General features: G+C 45.1%; 15 protein-coding genes. 8 read left to right on the top strand and 7 right to left on the bottom strand.

What is annotated here, in order from left to right; all coding sequences use genetic code 11:
- Positions 1-9: 9 nt before the first annotated feature.
- The 3 genes from VEA_RS21265 to VEA_RS21255 form a co-directional block, all read right to left on the bottom strand.
- A complete protein-coding gene (locus VEA_RS21265) occupies positions 10-2,148 on the bottom strand; it encodes a TonB-dependent hemoglobin/transferrin/lactoferrin family receptor (RefSeq protein ID WP_006741927.1) in 2,139 nt (712 codons plus the stop codon).
- Entirely contained in the window at positions 2,149-4,146 is a 1,998-nt protein-coding gene (locus VEA_RS21260) for a prolyl oligopeptidase family serine peptidase (RefSeq protein ID WP_006741928.1), read from the bottom strand. It lies immediately after the preceding gene.
- A 326-nt stretch (positions 4,147-4,472) separates the two neighbouring features.
- The gene (locus VEA_RS21255) at positions 4,473-5,816 is read right to left on the bottom strand and encodes a DEAD/DEAH box helicase (protein ID WP_081441255.1); all 1,344 of its coding nucleotides are present in this window, start codon (positions 5,814-5,816) and stop codon (positions 4,473-4,475) included.
- A gap of 552 nt (positions 5,817-6,368) precedes the next feature.
- Here VEA_RS21255 and VEA_RS21250 point away from each other — a divergent pair.
- Positions 6,369-6,623: an Lpp/OprI family alanine-zipper lipoprotein gene (locus tag VEA_RS21250; RefSeq protein WP_005375145.1), complete on the top strand. Its 255-nt coding sequence runs from the start codon at positions 6,369-6,371 to the stop codon at positions 6,621-6,623.
- A gap of 26 nt (positions 6,624-6,649) precedes the next feature.
- Here VEA_RS21250 and VEA_RS21245 read toward each other — a convergent pair whose 3' ends face one another.
- Genes VEA_RS21245 through VEA_RS21230 form a run of 4 tightly spaced genes read right to left on the bottom strand, consistent with a single transcriptional unit; the run spans position 6,650 to position 10,761 of the window.
- A complete protein-coding gene (locus tag VEA_RS21245) occupies positions 6,650-7,576 on the bottom strand; it encodes a L,D-transpeptidase family protein (RefSeq protein WP_005394922.1) in 927 nt (308 codons plus the stop codon).
- Positions 7,577-7,582: 6 nt separating this feature from the next.
- Entirely contained in the window at positions 7,583-8,998 is a 1,416-nt protein-coding gene (gene phrB, locus VEA_RS21240) for a deoxyribodipyrimidine photo-lyase (RefSeq protein ID WP_006741930.1), read from the bottom strand.
- Positions 8,999-9,017: 19 nt separating this feature from the next.
- A complete protein-coding gene (locus tag VEA_RS21235; RefSeq protein WP_006741931.1) occupies positions 9,018-9,821 on the bottom strand; it encodes a MerR family transcriptional regulator in 804 nt (267 codons plus the stop codon).
- Positions 9,811-10,761 carry a YbgA family protein gene (locus VEA_RS21230; protein WP_006741932.1) on the bottom strand — a complete coding sequence of 317 codons (951 nt, stop codon included), beginning with the start codon at positions 10,759-10,761 and terminating at the stop codon, positions 9,811-9,813. The genes VEA_RS21235 and VEA_RS21230 overlap by 11 nt, the downstream gene beginning before the upstream one ends.
- A 397-nt stretch (positions 10,762-11,158) precedes the next feature.
- On the opposite strand from VEA_RS21230, the gene deoD reads away from it, so the two are divergent.
- The 7 genes from deoD to VEA_RS21195 all read left to right on the top strand — a co-directional run bounded on the left by deoD (position 11,159) and on the right by VEA_RS21195 (position 19,262).
- Positions 11,159-11,869 (top strand): purine-nucleoside phosphorylase, encoded by a 711-nt coding sequence (deoD, locus tag VEA_RS21225; RefSeq protein WP_005394915.1) that lies wholly within the window; start codon positions 11,159-11,161, stop codon positions 11,867-11,869.
- Between the two features lie 71 nt (positions 11,870-11,940).
- On the top strand, positions 11,941-13,410 hold the full coding sequence (locus VEA_RS21220) for a hypothetical protein (protein WP_005394913.1): 1,470 nt from the start codon (positions 11,941-11,943) through the stop codon (positions 13,408-13,410).
- Positions 13,411-13,570: 160 nt separating this feature from the next.
- Positions 13,571-15,055 carry a hypothetical protein gene (locus VEA_RS21215; RefSeq protein ID WP_006741934.1) on the top strand — a complete coding sequence of 495 codons (1,485 nt, stop codon included), beginning with the start codon at positions 13,571-13,573 and terminating at the stop codon, positions 15,053-15,055.
- The gene (locus VEA_RS21210) at positions 15,039-16,622 is read left to right on the top strand and encodes a diguanylate cyclase (protein ID WP_006741935.1); all 1,584 of its coding nucleotides are present in this window, start codon (positions 15,039-15,041) and stop codon (positions 16,620-16,622) included. Before VEA_RS21215 ends, VEA_RS21210 begins: the two co-directional genes overlap by 17 nt.
- 243 nt (positions 16,623-16,865) lie before the next feature.
- Entirely contained in the window at positions 16,866-17,246 is a 381-nt protein-coding gene (locus VEA_RS21205) for a DUF3302 domain-containing protein (protein ID WP_006741936.1), read from the top strand.
- On the top strand, positions 17,246-18,376 hold the full coding sequence (locus tag VEA_RS21200) for an HlyD family secretion protein (protein WP_006741937.1): 1,131 nt from the start codon (positions 17,246-17,248) through the stop codon (positions 18,374-18,376). The genes VEA_RS21205 and VEA_RS21200 overlap by 1 nt, the downstream gene beginning before the upstream one ends.
- A gap of 337 nt (positions 18,377-18,713) precedes the next feature.
- Positions 18,714-19,262: an ECF-type riboflavin transporter substrate-binding protein gene (locus tag VEA_RS21195; protein WP_006741939.1), complete on the top strand. Its 549-nt coding sequence runs from the start codon at positions 18,714-18,716 to the stop codon at positions 19,260-19,262.
- Position 19,263 lies beyond the last annotated feature (1 nt).

Raw genomic sequence — 19,263 nt, 5'->3', positions numbered from 1 at the left:
GGGCTCCTACTAAAAGACGTATTTCGCGTTAACCGTAAAGTAACGACCTGGTTCCGTTGAGTAGCGTTTGCTCTCATCTGCTATGCCAGCAATGTCTTGGTAGCGAATGTATTCTTTGTCGAACAGGTTGATGATGGTCGCACTCAAACGAAAATCTTTGGTGATTTGGTAACTTGCCCCCAAATCGAACGTGTTCCATGAATCTGTTTGTGCGCACTCGGTCTTTTGTCCAAGTGACGTTTGGCAACTCGGCACACGATCCATCGAACCAGCCCAGTTCCACGTCGCGAACGCATTAAAGTCTTGCTGCTGATAGTTCAGCCCAACATTGCCCTCGAAAGGTGTGATGCTACGAACGTACTCGCCTTCGGCATCCTTTCCGTCAACATAACCAAGCTTGGTACTTAGCTTCCAAGACGATGTGAAAGCATACGCGGCAGAAAGCTCCGCGCCGTAGGTTTCAACGCCGTGTAAGTTTTGGTATTGCTTGATGTAGTTACCGAAGTTATCTTGCCCTGTGGTAACAACATCGATGAAGTTCTGGAACTTGTTGTAAAACGCAGAAACGTAAAGTTGCGCGCGGCCATTATCGAATTTGTTACCGATTTCAAACGAGTCCGAAGTTTCAGCCTCTAGGTCCATGTTCGGTGCAATGACAAACGGCGTTAGCGGCACAAAGTCATGGTTTACGAAGCCATACGCTTTGTCGTATTCCGGAGCACGATAACCGTGGTTATAAGATACATAAGCGATGTTATTGGCAAACACTTCACGAGAAATCGATAGGCTTGGAGATACCTCTGAGCTATCCATGTCTTTTAATGGGAAACCGCCCACTTCACCCTCACCGTCCGGTGTTAGACGATGCGCATCAAAGCGCAGGCCGCCTGTAATGGTCCATTTATCCAGCTCCACCATGTCTCGAACGTACAGACCAATGTTATAAGCGCGAGCAGGAGCGAAAGGTTGTTTGGTCGAAGGCGTTACCCCGTTCCAATCAATCTTGGAATCGCTATCTGTGCGTTCATAATAGTCAGTAGAAAGTTCGATACCGTAAGCCAATTGGTGCTCAGCATTTGCAGCATAAATCGTATTGGTGAAATCACCACGGAAGCCAATTGTTTCGTCAATGAAGGTTTTGTGTTCTAGCTCGCGACGTCTAACAGTCAAACCATTGTGGTCAACTTGTCTCATTAAACGATTCGTGTCTTCCACCACTTCGGTGTGGCGCCAGTAGACCTTTGTATCTAACTCTTCGAACCAAGTTGGATTAATCGGTGTAACCTCTGCACCAATGTAAGCGCTGTACTCTTTTGTCGATTCATCTTCTGCGAAGTCTTCGATATGCCATTTGCCATCCTTCTGTATAGATGGCGAACCTTCCAGGCGTTGTTGGTCTTGCCGATAAAGTTCGGCACGCGCTTTGACCATCACTTCATCATTGAGGAAATGATTGATGGCGTATGACGCGCTGTAACCATCCAAATCGCGGTTGTACAAATCTTGGCTGAAGTTACGCGTCTCTTCACCTTGCCAATACGCCGCGTTGACTAAGCTTTCCGTGTCGCCAGAACGAAATGCCAGATTGCTCGCGCCTTTGTATTTATTGCTGATCCCCGTGTACGTGCCCGTGGCATCAACATAAAAGTCACGATCTTTTAAAAACTCGCCCGGCTGTTTGGATTTTAGAATCACAGCGCCACCGATAGCACCAGAACCTAAGACTGAGGAGCTCGCCCCTTTCACTACTTCTAATGATTCCAAATTAGAAAGATCAAACGTATCGCGGCCCACTTTGTCATTGCTGTCATTCGCACCAAAACCGTCTGCTGAGCGAATGCCGTCACGAATGATCATAATGCGGTTACCCGTCATGCCTCGAATCGTGATGTTTTGTGGACGCCCAGCGCCACCCGACACACTTACCCCAGGTTCATGACGCAGCGCATCATAAAGCTCTGTTTCGCCCTTTTGTTCAATCTCTTCGCTAGTGACAACTGCGACGCTGCCTGCTAGTTCAGACATTGGTTGTTCAATCCGATTCGCCGTCACCACGACCTCTTCCATAGAGAAAACGTCAGATTTGGCGTGCACTTGGCTGGCAGCTAGTACCGAAAGTACTGCCGCTGACACTGGGGTAAGCTTCATTTACTGCTCCGCTTTAGATGTTTTAATTAGTGATAAAAGAAAGGCGTATTCTTTTGCTTGTTGTTCTTGCGCTTGTCGTGGGTCCATTTGGTGGCCCGAATTAAAATCGGTCTGCAACAAGTACGGCCCGTCGCGCTCACTTAGCGCGGAAACCTTGGCGAGATACTTGGCACCTTCCCAGTAAGGCACGCGCTGATCGATCAAACCGACTTGAACCAGCATGGGTGGGTAAGCGTCTTTATGAATGTTGAGAATTGGATCGTACGCTTTCATTAGCGCCAGTTGCTCAGATTTGGTTGGGTTACCCCATTCGCCATACTGCTGTGTGGTCAGCGGAAGTGAGGTGTCCGACATACTTGCTACCACATCAACAAAAGGTACTTTAAGCACGACACCTGAAAACAATTTAGGGTCTTGATTAACCGCTCCCGCGACCAACGTGCCACCAGCACTTGAACCGATGGCAAAAATCTCTCTATTGCCGCGTTCAAACGTTTGCATCGCCTTAGCGGCCGCGACAAAATCACCAATAGAATTGGCTTTGCGCACACCACGGCCCTGCTCGTGCCACTCATCGCCAAAGTACCCACCGCCGCGAACATGGGCGATAGCGTAAATCACGCCTTGGTCGAGCAAGCTTATGACTTGAGGCATAAAGTACGGTTTCATCGTAAAACCATATGCGCCATAGCCGTAAATCATCACAGGTGATTGCGCGTGTAATTTGTCTTTGCGATACGCTAAAGAGACCGGGACAGAAACACCATCGTGCTTGATAAAAATGCGTTGGGAGACATAACGTTGACTATCAAAATCTTGGTAAGCATCTTGAGAATACAAGGTTTTAGTCAGCGTTTTTACATCGAACTCTTCCCACTGAGGAGGCGTAGTCATCGACATGCTTCGTATACGAATCTTGTTTGATTCAAAATCGCCCAACGTGCTCAACCAAGCGACATTGCCATCCTGTTCCAATGGCAGTATCACTTTTTCCTGACCTTGGTATGAATACACCGTCAATGTCGCTACGTTGTTCGGCTTACTGAGTGCCACAACTCCTGCATCATAAAGGTAGAACTGGTCAAGCGGTTCACGAAGGGTAGTAAAGCGTTGCCATGTTGCGCTAAGAGGTGCTAGATCGGTTTGATAAAGTGCAAATGTACCTTCAAGATTGCTGTTGACGTAAACGCGCCCTTTCGCCACATCCGCGTAATATTCCACGCCCGCTTCCGGCACTCTCAGTGAATCGCTTACGGTGCCCGTTTCTAGATCAACAAGCTTCTGCTCTGTGGTTGACTCGTTGTTGCTTTGCAGCACCACGTAACGGCTATCTGCCGCACGGTAGAAAGAAAGTAACCAATCTGATTTGTATTCGTGCCATACAACGGTTTTAGCCGAAGATTCAGTGGAGATGCGTAGGATCTGATGAGGTCGCTGTGTACGCATTTCCTTCGAAACGAGGTAAGCCATCTTACCATCAGGTGAAAGCAATACACCGCTATCGACGTGCGTTGCCAGCTCCGTAGATTGGCCAGAGAGTAAATCAACAACCACGGCGCGATATTGCTCGCTGCCATCAATATCTTCAGTGAAAAGCAAAGTGTCTCCGCTTACTTGCCACTGCCCTACTTGATAATACGGATATGCAGATTGACGTTCAGAGAAATCAAATACTGTGTTCTCTTGTGCATACTGGTTCGAACGTGATAGCAACACATAACCACTGTCACGACGCGTTAACGTCCATTCGCGTCCATTTACGATCGACCATGGTTTATCACCTTTATCTGCCACCATGGCTTCCCACTGCGCGAGCAGATCTTGCGTCAACGTCTGATATTTTTTTTGATGCTGTTCAGTCTTACGGTTCTGCTCTGTTAGGTAGGTAAGAACTCGCTCATCTTTACGAGCGTCATCTCGCAACCAATTAAAGTCATTAACGGCAAAGCAAGAACTAGAGGTAATTATGAGCCCTAAAAAAACATGAGTAAATTTCATATAGAGAGCGAATTCATTTATAGGATTAATACAATGGCGCGTATTTTGCCCTTAAATAAAAATGAGATCAATTATCATTTTCATAATCATGTGAAATTTTTATCTAGTATGTGAGGAAAAACGTTTGCTTGGACCGAGGTGATAAAACTTAATATCTCTCTAAATTAGCGATCTATGCTGTTTATATAAAACCAGATAAATATAAAAGCCTAGCAAACACGTTAGTATAGAAAGACATCATTTCGCCTGGAGATAAGCATAAAAAAACCCGAGTGCGAACACTCGGGTTTTGAAAAACTAAAATCAGTTGAAAACTGGAGCGACTTTTACTCTTCAGAGTTTGGTGCCGCTGGCTTTTTCTTCGGGATGAACACATCATCACCCACTGATACGTTTTTGTAGAAACTCTTGTCACGTTTAACAGGTTTCTTAGCCGACTTCTTCGCTTGAGGGCGTGATTTCTTCGCTGTCGCTTTCTTGTTACGGAAATCTGGCTTAGGTGGCTTCAGGCCTTTGAACTTACCTTTCAGATCTTCGAATACTGAAAACTCAAGATCTTGTTGTAGGTAAGCTTCTACACGTTTAAAGCTATCCCAGTCTTTTGGACCAACAAGAGAAATCGCATCACCCTTGTTACCAGCACGGCCCGTACGGCCAACACGGTGTACATATTCTTCAGTATGCTTTGGCATATCGAAGTTAATGACGTGTGTCACTGTCGCAATATCCAAGCCACGAGAAGCAACATCTGTTGTCACTAGGATCTTGAATACCGCTCGCTCAAACTGGCTCATGATCGTATTGCGTTGAGTCTGGTTCAAGTTACCACTCAATGCAACGGCCTTCAGTTTCTTCTCGTTTAGCTTCGCTGTTAGGCGCTCAGTATCATCGCGCGTCGCCGTGAAGATGATAACTTGACGATATTCTGCTTCTGAAAGTACGCGATCTAGAATCGCCTCTTTATGATCAAGATGATCACACAAGTAGAATTTTTGCGTGATATCTTTGTGTTCTTCGTTAGAAACACCGATAGCAATACGTTTCGGAGAATTGAGCATTTCAGCCGCAATGTCATTTACGTCTGCGTGATCCAACGTTGCAGAGAACATTAATGTTTGACGGCGACGATGCTTAGCTGCTTTATGGATACGACGAAGCTCTGGTGCAAAGCCTAAATCCAACATACGGTCTGCTTCATCAAGGATCAGCGTTTCCAAACCTTCAAGGTAAAGCGAGCGGTGCTCTAAGTGGTCAGCCAGACGTCCTGGTGTCGCCACGATGAATTTCGGGTAACGGCGCAGTGCTTTCACTTGATCATTAAAGTTCTCACCACCCAAAATCAATGCAGCTTCATAAGATAGGCCAGCAAGCATAGAGCGAAGCTCACCATACACTTGTTTCGCTAGCTCACGAGTGGGAGCAAGAATAACTGCGCGAGGGTCTTTGGCAGAAAACGATTTTGTCTTTAAAGACTTGTGAAGCATTGGTAATACAAACGCCAAAGTCTTGCCCGAACCCGTTTTCGAAGATGCCAATAAATCCTTGCCTGCAATCGCAACAGGAATAGCCTGCTTTTGAATGTCAGTTGGTTTTTTAAAATCGTAGTGTTTTAGGTTCTTCAACAATCGGTTGTCTAGGCCTAGATCTTTAAATTGCAAAGTATTCTCCAATAAATCAGTCAGCGTCTGAGCGCTCTGTAATGTCGTTTCCGCTCTAACGCAGCAAAAAAATAAAGCTCGGTATAATACCGCAAATCATAGGAGTATAGATAGAGATCACACAAACTAATTCCCACGGATGAAAACAAAACATCATTTGCGGCTCAATTAAGAACAAACCCTCGCTTTATTGGTCAGCTGCTTTGCTTAAGATTTAGAGAAAAGCAAGCTCAAGGTGCGCCTCTCGTTCTCCAATAAAACTGCGTAAATGGCAGTTATTTGCGCCGAGAAACTTTCATTTGTGTCAATATCGTCTAAATTATTGATATCAGGAACGTGGCAAAAACACCTGCTATGAGAACTGTTGTGGGAATAAGGGAGATGATAATTCACTCACCTTTGTTAAGCTCAGGTAAAAGTTGACGTCAGGTACTCCATGAAATTCTTGGGTTTTTTTGACTTTTGCTACATCATGTACTGATAAAATGTATCCACATTTAACCTCGCTACTGTATAAAATAATAGTTGGTAGCGAGACTTTCACTATAAGCAAGGAGTTCTTATATGAACAAAACGTTGATCGCAGCTGCAGCAACTTCAGTACTTCTACTAGCAGGTTGTGCTTCTTCTGATGACGCAGCAACAGCAAATGCAGCAAAACTAGACGAACTAAGCAACCAAGTTAGCCAACTAAGCCAAGACGTACAAGCTCTTCAATCTGACGTTCAAAAATCAGGTGCAGCAGCAATGGCTGCTCAAGAAGAAGCTGAGCGTGCTAACGAGCGTATCGATAACATCGCTCAGTCTTACACTAAGTAAGATTTGATACCGCGTCTTAACGCCTGTTAAGGCGCGGTTATTTCGACAGGAACCCCATTCTGTGCGGCAATCGCTGCTTTAGCCTTCACATTTTTCAGTCCGAACTCATCCAGCCACCACTTTAACTCTTTTGGTACCTGTAGGTGATCTTTCTCACCATTGCTGCGAGTCAATGGCTCATGTGCCTCTAAAAATACACTTCTGTCCGGCTCTAGTGATACTTTCACTGGTTGGTTAATGATATTCACTTCTTCACCGTTACGAACTTTTTCAAACAACCATTCAATGTCGCTTGGGTCCATACGAATGCAACCCGCGCTGACTCGCATACCGATGCCGAAATCTTTGTTGGTACCGTGAATAAGGTACTCGCCATTTCCGTAGGCTAAACGCAATGCAAACATCCCAAGTGGGTTGTCTGGACCAGCAGGTACAACGGTTGGCAAGTCAATGCCCTTCGCTTTGTACTCGGCACGAATCGAGGCTGGCGGCGTCCACGTAGGGTTTGGACGTTTTTGGCTAATACGCGTTGTCATCACCGGGGTGTCTCGCCCAATTCGCCCGATTCCCACGGGGAATACATGCACAATATCTTCTCCTTTCGGGAAGTAGTATAAGCGCAACTCCGCTAAATTAATGACAATGCCTTTGTGGGGTACATCTGGGAGGATCAGTTGTGTTGGAATAGTAAGAACGTGTCCCTCTTCTGGCAAGAAGGGATCCACGCCTTTATTTGCCGCCATTAAACCTAGCATCCCGACATCGTAGTGCTTGGCAATATTTGCCATGGTTTCGCCTTCTTGCACGACGTGGTTTTCAAGGCGACCAATTAAACGACTGCCATCCTCTGGTAGCTCGTACATTTTAGCGAATGACAAACCACTCGCTAAAGATAACGATACAGATAACAGCGTACGTTTTGCGAAACTCATTGATCGCTTTTTGCTAAGCATTTCACTTTATTCCTTGGCACTTTTAAAGAGCCGTAAGGTTATCTCTCTTTCTGTCTTGTGATCAACCATCGGCTTGTGATATTCCAGTAAAGAAAATCCCTCCCAAGTCCAAGGTTTATGGATGTATTTGTTTGGCACACTTTTGATTTCAGGCACCCAGTGGCGCACGAATTGGCCATCAGAATCAAACTTCTCACCTTGGCTTATCGGGTTGAAAATACGGAAGTACGGCTGCCCATCACAACCCGTCGATGCAGACCACTGCCAACCACCATTGTTTGCTGCGAAATCGCCGTCCACCAGCTTACTCATGAAGTACGCTTCGCCCCAACGCCAGTCAATGTGTAAATCCTTGGTGAGAAAGCTCGCGACAACCATACGAAGCCTGTTATGCATCCAGCCTGTTTGGTTGAGCTGACGCATTGCTGCATCGACGATCGGGTACCCTGTCGCTCCAGCCTTCCATCGCTCAAAAGCCTGCTCATCATAAGACCACTGAATTTTATCCTCCCAGTCGATAAAGCCTTTGCCTTTAACGAGCTTTGGTTCGAAAACCAACAGATGCTGATAAAACTCACGCCAAATGATCTCACTCAACCAAGTTGCTTTTCCTTCTGTTAGGTCATTTTGTTGGTTTTCAGCATACAAGCGAGCAATACATTGCCTTGGTGACAATGCACCAATCGCAAGATAGGGAGACAGTTGACTGGTGCCATCAATAGCCGGAAAATCTCGCTCTTCCTTGTAAGCATCACTGCGCTCACGAGCAAATTCCCTAAGCTGCTTTAAAACATCATTGGTCGAAGCAAACCAATCCTCGCTGGACTCTCGGGGATAGCTAAACGTGAAGTCTGAACTAAATCGAATCGGCTCTAATTGTTCCAATAGTTTGCTGCTTAGCGGCGCTTGTTCTTGAGGCTTTGTTACCGCTGGCATTTGAAACTGCGTCAACCAAGCACGTTTGAATGGTGTAAATACCTTAAAATACTCACCTTGCTTATTGAGAACCGTCGTTGGTGGGTGCACACATTTGTCGTGGAACAGTTCAAAGTCGATATCATGGGAAGCTAGCGCCTCACTCACTTGTGCATCGAGCTCTCGTTCATTCACTTCATAGTGAATATTCGCCATAACAGACGTTGCTTCAAGTGTTTTCGCCCATTCACTAATCACTTCGGTACAATCAGAAAACGACGGCACCTCTTTGTATAAAAAAGGAACATTCAGGCTTTCCAACTCGTCGTTGAGATACTCTAAACGACGAGCAATGAGATCCGCCTGCATCGGCGCCATGTGGTGTTCTCGCCACTGCTCTGGCGTCGCGATAAAACAAGCGACAACAGGCTGACCTGAATCTAACGCCGCTTTAAGTGCGGTGTGGTCTAACGTTCGTAAATCACGTCGAAACCATACTAAGATCATGGTGTCTCCTTCGTTTCGTCTACTCTGTTAGGTACAGTTTCTCAATCACTTCAGAACATCCAATACGTTCGCCAAAACGTGTTTGAAGCATTTTGATGGACTCCACTTGCTTAGCTGCCAGCGCTTTATTGGAAAACAGGTAAATGAGCGAGTAGCTATCAACAACTTCGTGCTCCAGTAAACCAGAGACATCATCAACTTTGTCGATCAACGTCGTGTGATACCCTTGCTCACACAACTTCGCCGCTTGAATCCAGCTCTCTGCTTCCCTATGTTGTTCAAAGCTGATAAGCAAGCACTTCCCTTTGGAAGCGGCTTTGTTTTCAGAGTCGATAACAAGGGCAAGACGAGTAATCAAACAAGTTTGAAATAACCCCATCTGCAACGATCTCAGCGATCCTTTGACCATCTCCAGCGCGTCAAATACAGGGTCAATAAACTGTTCAATAACCAAATTCAATGGATACTCTTTGAGAACAGAAGCAAGTAAGCTCTCCGCTTTGCCTCGATTCAGTTTCGAAAGTGCTGATAACATGGTTTCTACTTCTTCGAGAGTACGAACTTCATTGTTGACTTCTACGTCAGCACTTTTTCCCAAAAGTCCCTTTACTTTACCGATTGCAATCCCCTTCGCGAGCCAACTCTGGACTTCACGAATCGTATCGAGATCTTGCTGTCGATAAAGTCTGTGCCCTTTTTCTGTTCGCTGAGGCTGGATCAAATTGTATCTTCTCTGCCAAGCTCTCAGCGTAACTGGCTTTACACCCGTGATTTCTGCGACGTCTCGGATCGCGTATAGTTTTTCTTCTGAACTACAAACCATAGCGTAATCTCATCTCCTGCGGATACGGTTCTAAAAACTTCTGTTTTGCTAAATACTCATCTGGGTAAGTGTTTAAGTAGTGCTTAATCAATGTCAACGGTGCTAACAATGGCAATGTACCAGTGCGGTAGTCATGAATTACTGTTGCTAATTCTTCTTTTTCGTCTTTAGTTAAAGCGCGCTTAAAATACCCTTGTAAATGCATTAGTACGTTAGTGTTGTTTTTTCGGCTAGCACGATTCGCAAGTGCCTTCATAAGACCTAAGCGATACTCTTGATAGAATTCTTCGATTTCATAGCTAGCGACATCGGCAACTAAACGACCAAGAGAGCGGTATGACTCAGGGTGATGCGCCATCAAGGTCAACTTATAGCGCGAATGAAAATCGATAACTTTGCCTCGAGTTGGCTCTCCGTCCATCGAGTCATAAAAGTCGTTCAAGCAAAATACTCGGGTAATAAAGTTTTCTTTTAATACAGGATCGTTGAGTCGGCCATCCTCTTCGACGGGCAACCAAGGCATTTTTTTCATCAGCGTTTGTGTGTACAAGCCGACGCCTTCTTTCGCTGCGTTATTTTTGCTATAAACCTTGACGCGCTCCATACCGCAAGTTGGAGACTTGGCACAGACGATGTAACCACAAAGTTGCTCGCTTTGTAGCTCCTCCACTTTGTTAGCAGAGTAAGCAAGCATATTATCGGTATGGTCATTTTCTGGATTTTTAGTTTCTACTAGAGCTACACGCTCTTCTTCGGAAATCAAACGAATTGTTGGTCGCGGCACTGGCATTCCGACACCCACTTCGGGGCATACCGAAACAAAGTCAAAATATGGGCTGAGCTCTTTAGTCACAAAGTTACTGACTTTATGACCAGAGTCAAAACGAACTCGTTCACCCAAAACACAAGAACTGATACCTACTTTGATTGAAGATTCCATGATGACGCATCCCTATACAAAATGTTTTGTTGTATAACTTATAGCAAGGCTTTTCATATTGTACAAGAAAATAAATTGTACAATTTAATCGTTTTACTCTTCTCAAGAGCATTTCGATCAGCGCTTTCTCAAAAGTTTTTGATGTTCTCAGAGTCCATTTTGTGCGCGCAATCGACAAATCGCTCAAAAGCGAATCGATTGCTCTTTTGCTTTCAACAGATTTAGTTATCAATGATGTTCATGGTTTCTAAAAGCGTGGTTTTTGTGACTAAGCTCTCAAGGGGCTACTGTACGTCCCGATATTATTGCTTCAACGAAAACGAACAAGTTCAACAGAATTGGTAATAGCGTTCTATACTAGAGGCGTTTTATCAAAACAAAACTTTGGAGAGCACTTATGGCAACCCCACACATCAATGCACAACCAGGTGATTTCGCTGAAACGGTTCTAATGCCAGGCGACCCTTTACGTGCTAAATACATCGCAGAAACGTTTCTTGAAGATGTGAAGCAAGTTTGTGACGTTCGTAACATGTTCGGCTTTACTGGCACTTACAAAGGCAAAAAAGTGTCTGTTATGGGTCACGGCATGGGTATCCCTTCTTGCTGTATCTACGTACACGAGCTAATCGCAGAATACGGCGTGAAAAACGTAATCCGTGTAGGTAGCTGTGGTGCGGTACGTGACGACGTTAACCTAATGGACGTTGTTATCGGTATGGGTGCTTCTACAGACTCTAAAGTAAACCGTATCCGTTTCAACAACCACGACTTCGCTGCAATCGCTGACTACGGCCTTCTAGAAGAAGCGGTAAACCAAGCGCGTGCTCAACAAGTACCAGTGAAAGTTGGTAACGTATTCTCTGCAGACCTGTTCTACACACCAGAAGCTGACATCTTCGAGAAGATGGAAAAACTAGGCATCCTAGGTGTAGACATGGAAGCGGCTGGTATCTACGGTGTTGCTGCAGACCTAGGTGCGAAGGCGTTAACGATCCTAACGGTTTCTGACCACATCATCCGTGGCGAAAAACTAAGCTCAGAAGAGCGTCAAAAGTCGTTCAACGACATGATGAAAGTTGCGCTAGAAACCGCAATCAACATCTAAGAACAAGTAGTAAGTAATAATTTGCAGCCAGAGTTATTGCTGGCTGCCCGAATTATCCCGAGGGGGCGATTGTGTCTAACGGCGAACTGCCAAAAGACGCAGATGGGTTACAACTCAACTTTTGTAAAACATTGGCGTGTGACAACTTTGGATTGAGTGATGCAAAGCGTTACGTTCTGCAACATGCTAACCCTAAACGTCCGGCGATGGTATGCCGTGAATGTGGAGCTTTCCCCCCCTTACTTAACAATCGCGATGTCGTGAACGAACTTCATCGCCTGCGACACGTCCACAGTGACGGGTTGCCTGCGTGCCGCAATGATGATTGCGAGAACTTTGGACTATCCGTCCACACACATAAACACCTCTACCACGCTTTCGGTTACAGTGGTGATCGTCAACGTTACCGTTGTAAAGCGTGTCAAAGTACCTTTGTTGATAAATGGTCAGGCGCGAACAAAAAGCTACAATTCCAAGAGAATTTAATGGGCTTATTGTTTACTGGTTACTCTGTACGCGAGATCTGCCGAAAACTCAGTATCAACCCGAAAACCTTTTACGACCATGTTGATCATATTGCGAGTCGCTGTCGCCGTAAATTAGCCACTATTGATGCTCGTTGGGTAAACCACGCAACGCACTATGAATTGGCCTCAAACTATGTTGCATTGCAGCCAAACAGCAATAATGGTGTCTACTGGATTGTTTCTGGTGAAGCCCACTCAGGCTATATTCTTTGTCAACATGTGAACTATTCTGCTGATGAAGAGCCAATCGCCACGCTAGACCATAACCCGTACGACGAGGTCTCTCGTTTTGTTTCCCAAGAGTACACTGCGGAAGCAAGTGAACCGCCAGCGGAACCTTCGAACCTCCTGCGTGAGCGTATTGACCAAAAATACCAAACCATTTTGGCTCGCGGTAACGTGGAAGATCCTCTTGGTAATCTTTCCGTATTCCATTACCCATCTAAAGGTGCATTAGTTCGTCCGCCTTACACATCATACGCTCATTACTTGCATGTACTTGATATGTGTTGCCCCAACAAACGTGTATCTCTATATATGCCTCAAGATCCCCTGCTACGTTCGGCAGCACTGAGCGTTTGTTTGTCTCGAATTAAAGAGAAAAATGTCGACTTGATGTACGTAGAAGAAGATGCAAATTGGGACATGAGCACACCTTTTGGCAAGGTCGATATCGCCTATATGAGCTGGTGGCGAGATCGCTGGGCGATCTCCACTCAAGACGAAAGCCATAAAGGCATTTGCTACCTTGCAGGTGATAGAAATGAGCCCGAGAAATGGTTTAACGTTGCAACAACTCGCCATGTGCAGTTCTATCAAAATCGCTTCCAGATCCTTTTCGAAAGCTTCATTAACGAGCCACGTCGCAAATTACGACCTGCTGGAATTTTACCTCTTTTAGATATATTCAGAGCTTGGCATAATTTGTGCTATCAGGATAAGCAGGGTCTTACCGCCGCACAAAGGCTAGAAGTCACTGATGCTCCGTTGACCATCAAACAGCTCCTATCGTAACTATTGGCATTTAGATGTAGTAATTAGGGGCTGTGACAGTATACATTACGGCACCTAATCGTTTACCAAAGCGTTATCCGCATCGTTTTGGTAATAAAACATGCATCTAACCACTTAATATTAGGTGTGAATTCCAGTTCGATAGTCATGGATGTGAACGTTGGATAAAAACCAAATTCAGCTAGAAGATGAGCTCAAAAAGCTTAAAGGCCAAATAAAAACGGCCCCTGAACACACCTTCAGTATTGCGCAGCAATACCGTATCCGCGCGGAGCAAATTTTATTTGTGGATGGTGAAATCAGAGCATTGCTGATAATGGCGCAGTGCTGTTGGTGCCTAATGGATTACCGACAAGGCTTAAAGCTAGTCAAAGACGCCTACAGCAAGCAAACCCAACTTGAAACCGACGACCACCTGCCCGAAATTCTTCATTTATTTGCTCTCCAATATTGGGGACAAGCAAAGTATTACTCAGCCCAACAATATTGGATTAATGCACTCGAACAATCTGCCCTCGTTGATGATATTGAAATTCAAATCGAATCTCTAATTGGGCTTGGCAACGTATGGCGCATCACACATGAGCATCAACTTGCCGCTTCCACTCATGAGTTGGCCGTTAAAGTGGCAAACAACGTCCGTATTGCTTGGTTGGAAGGCAAAGCTCGTATCCTGTTGGCTTGGGACTATTACTTACTGAATAAGTTTGTCGAAATGCTAACTGTGCTGGATGGTGCAACCGAAGTACTAAAAGATCATGATGACAGCACATGGCAAGCCGAGATCTGGGACTTTAAAGGCCTAGCGCTACTTGGGCTAGAACGCCTTGATGCCGCAGAAGAAGCCACACAAAAGGCCCATAAACTCGCTATTGAACATGATCTCATTTGGATGAAGGCACACTCGTTTATTAGCCGCGCAAGGCTCGAACTCTTGCGCAAAAATACGGATAGTGCAGCAAAGTTACTACTCGCAGCAGAAGAGTCCGCGCTTAGTTTTGACAACGGCGAGCTACTAAGTCAGATCTGCTTTCAGCAATCTCGAGTCGCTGAAGAGCAAGGTGATTTTGAATCAGCGTTTAACGCGTTTAAAAAATACCGTAAACATGCACTTAAAATGCTCAAAGAACAGACTCATCGAGTCAGTATGGATAAAGCACGCGGCTCCAAACGCCAGCTAGAGCAACGAGCGCGTAAGCTGATTAATCGAATCCGTTCTCAACATGAGTATGACCCTGAAAAACAGTTTTCTAATGTTGTGTCCGAGACCTACTGGTGGGAACAGTTAGTTCTGTTTAAAACAGAGCTCAAACGCTCCAACCACGCGATCATTATGATTCAGCATGCAAACCCCGAATTTCTAGATGTTTGTACTGAGCTAGTTCATGCATTGACGACCTCAAGTGATCTCATCTCACGAATTTCCAGTGACAGACTAGCTATGTTAATTGCAGAGAAAGGTCAAGCAGCAGAAGATGTCTATCGTACGGTTCAGGCAATGTTAGACATCTATCCATGGAAACGTCGCGGGCTGAAAGGTCCCAAACCGATACTGTATTTGCAAGATATCCTGACCTTCCCATTCACTTTAGAGCAACTCGAAGAAAGCTATATTGAGGTAATGAAGCATGGAACAACTGCTTAGCAAGGTTACTGACGCAGGCATCGATCCTTCTTCCGTCTCTGGTGAAGAAGCGATTACGCTGTGGGAGCACATCGGGTTACATATTGCATCCACGAACCGAGAAAAAGCACATTGCTATATCATTAGTGCCGAGTATCGACGAGAAATTAAACAGCTCAACGACAGCATCGAAGAACTACGACAAGCCCTTGAGTTGCTCGTTTTACCCGACGATGTAGAAGATATTCTGTCTGTAAAAGCAAGCTTGAGTGATCGTTTAGTAGAAGTAGGTGACTACAACGCAGCATTAACCGAGTATGTTGCTGCAACGAATATCGCCGTCGAATATGGCTATATTGATGAGTACGTACTGGCTATTATTGGAATGGGCAATTTGTGCGATGCCTATGGGGATCACCATCGTGCTTTGCGTTATTACCAAAAAATCGATGCGATCGATCACGCCATTAGCAGTCGCTCCCTACGTCTGCGCTACAAGCTTTACATGCTTGCTTGTTACATCAGTTTGAACCGTACCGCAGATGCACAAGAATTATTGAGTGAGTGTGAAGAGCTAAGTATCCTCGTCAGTGATAAAAACCTTGCTGCGCAAATTCATCTCTACCGAGCCAAACTGCATCGTTTGCAAGAGGATTACCCTAACGCATTGCTTGCTATCTCGAATGTTCAGTATACGACGGGCAGTGCTACCACGTACTGGTTGTCCACAATGGTCAAAATCGAGACCGCATATTGTCTAAACGGTGTCGGACACATCTCTTTAGCCAACTTAGTGTTGGACTCTATCGGTAAACGAATTCAGAAGCACTCTTCTCCTCTTGTCGCTCAGCATTTTTACAACGCGATGAGTCAAGTTTACGCTTCTCAAGGGTTATTTCAGAAAGCATTAAACTGTGAAAAAAAAGCGTTTCGCATTGAATCTGACCTTGTCAAACACATTCCAATTGGTGAATTGGGTTCCACTCAATTACGTCGACTTTCTCGTTTTGAGCTACAGCTCAAACTCATTTTGTCAGAACTTGAAAACAAAGAACTCAAGGAAACCACCAAACAACATAAGAATACGGTCGCCCAACTACAGCAAGATGTCTTTACTGACCCGCTGACCTCTTTGCACAACCGACGTTGGTTAGAAGTCAAACTCAAAGACCTGCTTTTGCACGATACTGAATTTGCGTTGATGGTCATCGATATTGACCACTTTAAGTCCATCAATGACGAGCTCAGTCACCTTGTTGGAGACAAAGCGATTAAACGTGTGTCTCAAGAATTAGCAGGATACTTCAAATTTAAAGGCGCTTCTTGCGTTCGCTTTGGCGGTGAAGAGTTTCTTGTCATTCTAGAGAATAGCAATCTAGAACGGGCAGAAATGCATGCCGAGAATTACCGCGAACGCATTTATCAATATGGTTGGGACGATATTCTTGGCGAGCGGGGGTTGACCGTATCGATCGGGATTACCTTACATCGAGAAGGAGAGAATACCCAACGAACCTTCTACCGCGCCGACAAAGCCTTGTACCGCGCCAAAGCCAATGGCCGAAACCAAGTCTGTACCGAACTTTAAACCGTGCCCCAACCTTCACTTGGGGCATAACCGTGGCTTTTATTCTCTATTCCTTCCTTTATTACTACTTAGTTTGAATATAGTCGCCTTCACTTCTTATTGTCCCCGAATAGCAATCGATACGGATATCGCATAAACATAATTCAAGTACAAAATAACTTGATTGAACGATAGTTAAGACAAATACTTAAACTGTTCATTTACGTAAGATTTTCCATTAGGTAACAAGCACAGGCAGGTAAGATGTTTCTAGACTATTTTGCACTTGGGTTACTCATCTTCGTTGCTTTGGTGATCTTCTACGGGATTATCGTTATTCACGATATTCCGTATGAAATTGCTAAAGAACGCGAACACCCTCATCAAGACGCAATTCATTACGCAGGCTGGGTTAGCCTTTTCACTTTACATGCACTGTGGCCATTTTTATGGATATGGGCAACATTGTGGCGCAAGGAGCGAGGCTGGGGCTTCAAACAACTTGAGCAAGAAACTCACGACATTCATCACCGTCTTGAAGAGCTCATCGACGAAGTCAACGAACTCAAAAACGAAGTATCGATGTTGAAACAACAAAAGATTCAGCAAAGGCCTTTGACTGAACAAAGTAAAGAGGACGAATAATGGATTTATTGCTGATTCTGACTTATACAGCCCTTTGTATCGCCATTTTTAAAGTCTTTAATATTCCTTTGAACAAATGGACCGTACCTACAGCCGTACTTGGCGGCGTAGTGTTGGTGGGCACACTCGTCCTTCTTATGAATTACAACCACCCATTTACTCAGTTAGGTAACCAAGTGTTCCCAACTACGCCTATCGTCTCTGGTGTACGTGGCCGCGTTGTGGAAGTGCCCGTTCAAGCGAACCAACCGCTCAAAACCGGCGATATTCTTTTCAAAATCGATCCTGTGCCTTTTGAAGCAGAAGTCGCACGCCTTGAAGCGAAAGTGAAAGAAGCAAGCCAAGGTGCGTTGGGTTTAGAGTCTGACTTGAGAGAAACAGAAGCGGCGGTTTTGAAAGCGCAAGCCGATAGAGATAAAGCACAAAGAGAATTTAGCCGATATCAAAGGGGCTTTGATCGCGGCGCATTTACGGAACAAGATTTAGATACTCGACGCCAAGCGTACAAAGCGGCAGAAGCCATGCTAGACGTTGCCATTTTGCAGCAAGAGCAAGCACAGATCGCATTAGAGTCGGAAATCGGCGGTGAAAACACCCAAGTCGCGCAACTTCTCGCAGAGCTGCGTAAAGCAGAGTTTAACCTAGAGCAAACCGTCGTTCGTGCGCCAACCGATGGTTACGTTACGCAATTGGCTTTGCGCCCTGGTGTGATGGCTGTGCCATTGCCGCTTGCCCCAGCAATGACCTTCGTGCATACCGAAGACATTACGTACACGGCGGCGTTCAGACAAAACTCGCTACAACGTTTGAAGGCAGGCTTTGAAGCGGAGTTTATGTTCCGTGCGATACCGGGCAAGGTATTCCGTGGCGAAGTCATCGACGTGATTCCAGCCATTGGTGAAAGCCAAATTCAAGCCAGAGGTGCTCTGCTTGGTACCGATGCCCTGCGCACAAGCGGACGTGTATTTGCGAAGCTGAAAATCACGGACGATTTGAGCGAATACCACCTACCAATGGGTACCGCGGTTGAAGTCGCCGTTTACTCAGACAGCTTTACTCACGTGTCAGTGATGCGCAAAGTGCTGATTCGCATGAAGAGCTGGCAGAACTATTTGTACCTAGACCATTAATGAACAGCTAGCTCATTCATTTATCGATGAAAATAGTATCAGAAAGTGTAATCGGGGGCTGACAATCAGCCTCCGATTTCATTCTAGCCATCCAGACAGATAGCATTCCCACTTTTATCAATATTCTGTATAATGCGCGCCTTATTTTTAATGCTTGCTAAAAAACAAAGCCAGTCAAAGGGATACGTGAATCAAATCACACATTTCCTGAAGAAAAATAGAGCAAACAATAAGCAGCTTGGTTGTTTTGGATATATGTTACACAATCAAATAACCAATGCTTTCCAACAATATAAATGAACGTTCTTTAAAATCGACCATTGAACTGAGGTTATCTATGAATCTTTCTGCTAAAACCGTTGTGGTTATTGCAATTGGTGCTGCTCTTTACGGCATCGGTGGCTTACCTATGTTTGGCATCCCTGTGTTTGCAAACACAACGCTAAAACCAGCCATGGCAGTATTAGCATTGTTCTCAGTACTATTTGGCCCACTTGTTGGCTTTTTGGTTGGTTTTATTGGCCACTGGGTCACTGACCTATTCGCAGGTTGGGGCGTATGGCTCACTTGGGTACTTGGTTCAGGTATTGTTGGTTTGATTATCGGTCTATTCCCTTCTCTAACGCGCTACCGTTTAGAGAAAGGCGATTTCAATATGAAAGACTTCGTGTTATTCGTAGTACTTGCGCTATTAGGCAACGTATTTGGTTACGGTTGCTCTGCATTCCTCGACACGATTTTATACGCAGAACCGTTCACTAAAGTGTTTACCCAGCTTTCAATTATCGCGATCGGTAACACTATTCTTATTGCTATTGTTGGCTTCTTCATTCTTAAGTCTGTCGCTAAACGTAACAAGCAAAGCCGTAACTTAACAGAGGCTTAAT

Origin of the sequence: Vibrio antiquarius (genome assembly GCF_000024825.1) — a bacterium.
Lineage (GTDB): Bacteria > Pseudomonadota > Gammaproteobacteria > Enterobacterales > Vibrionaceae > Vibrio > Vibrio diabolicus.
Note: the sequence above shows the minus strand (reverse complement) of the source record. Positions and strands in the feature narration are given on the sequence as shown.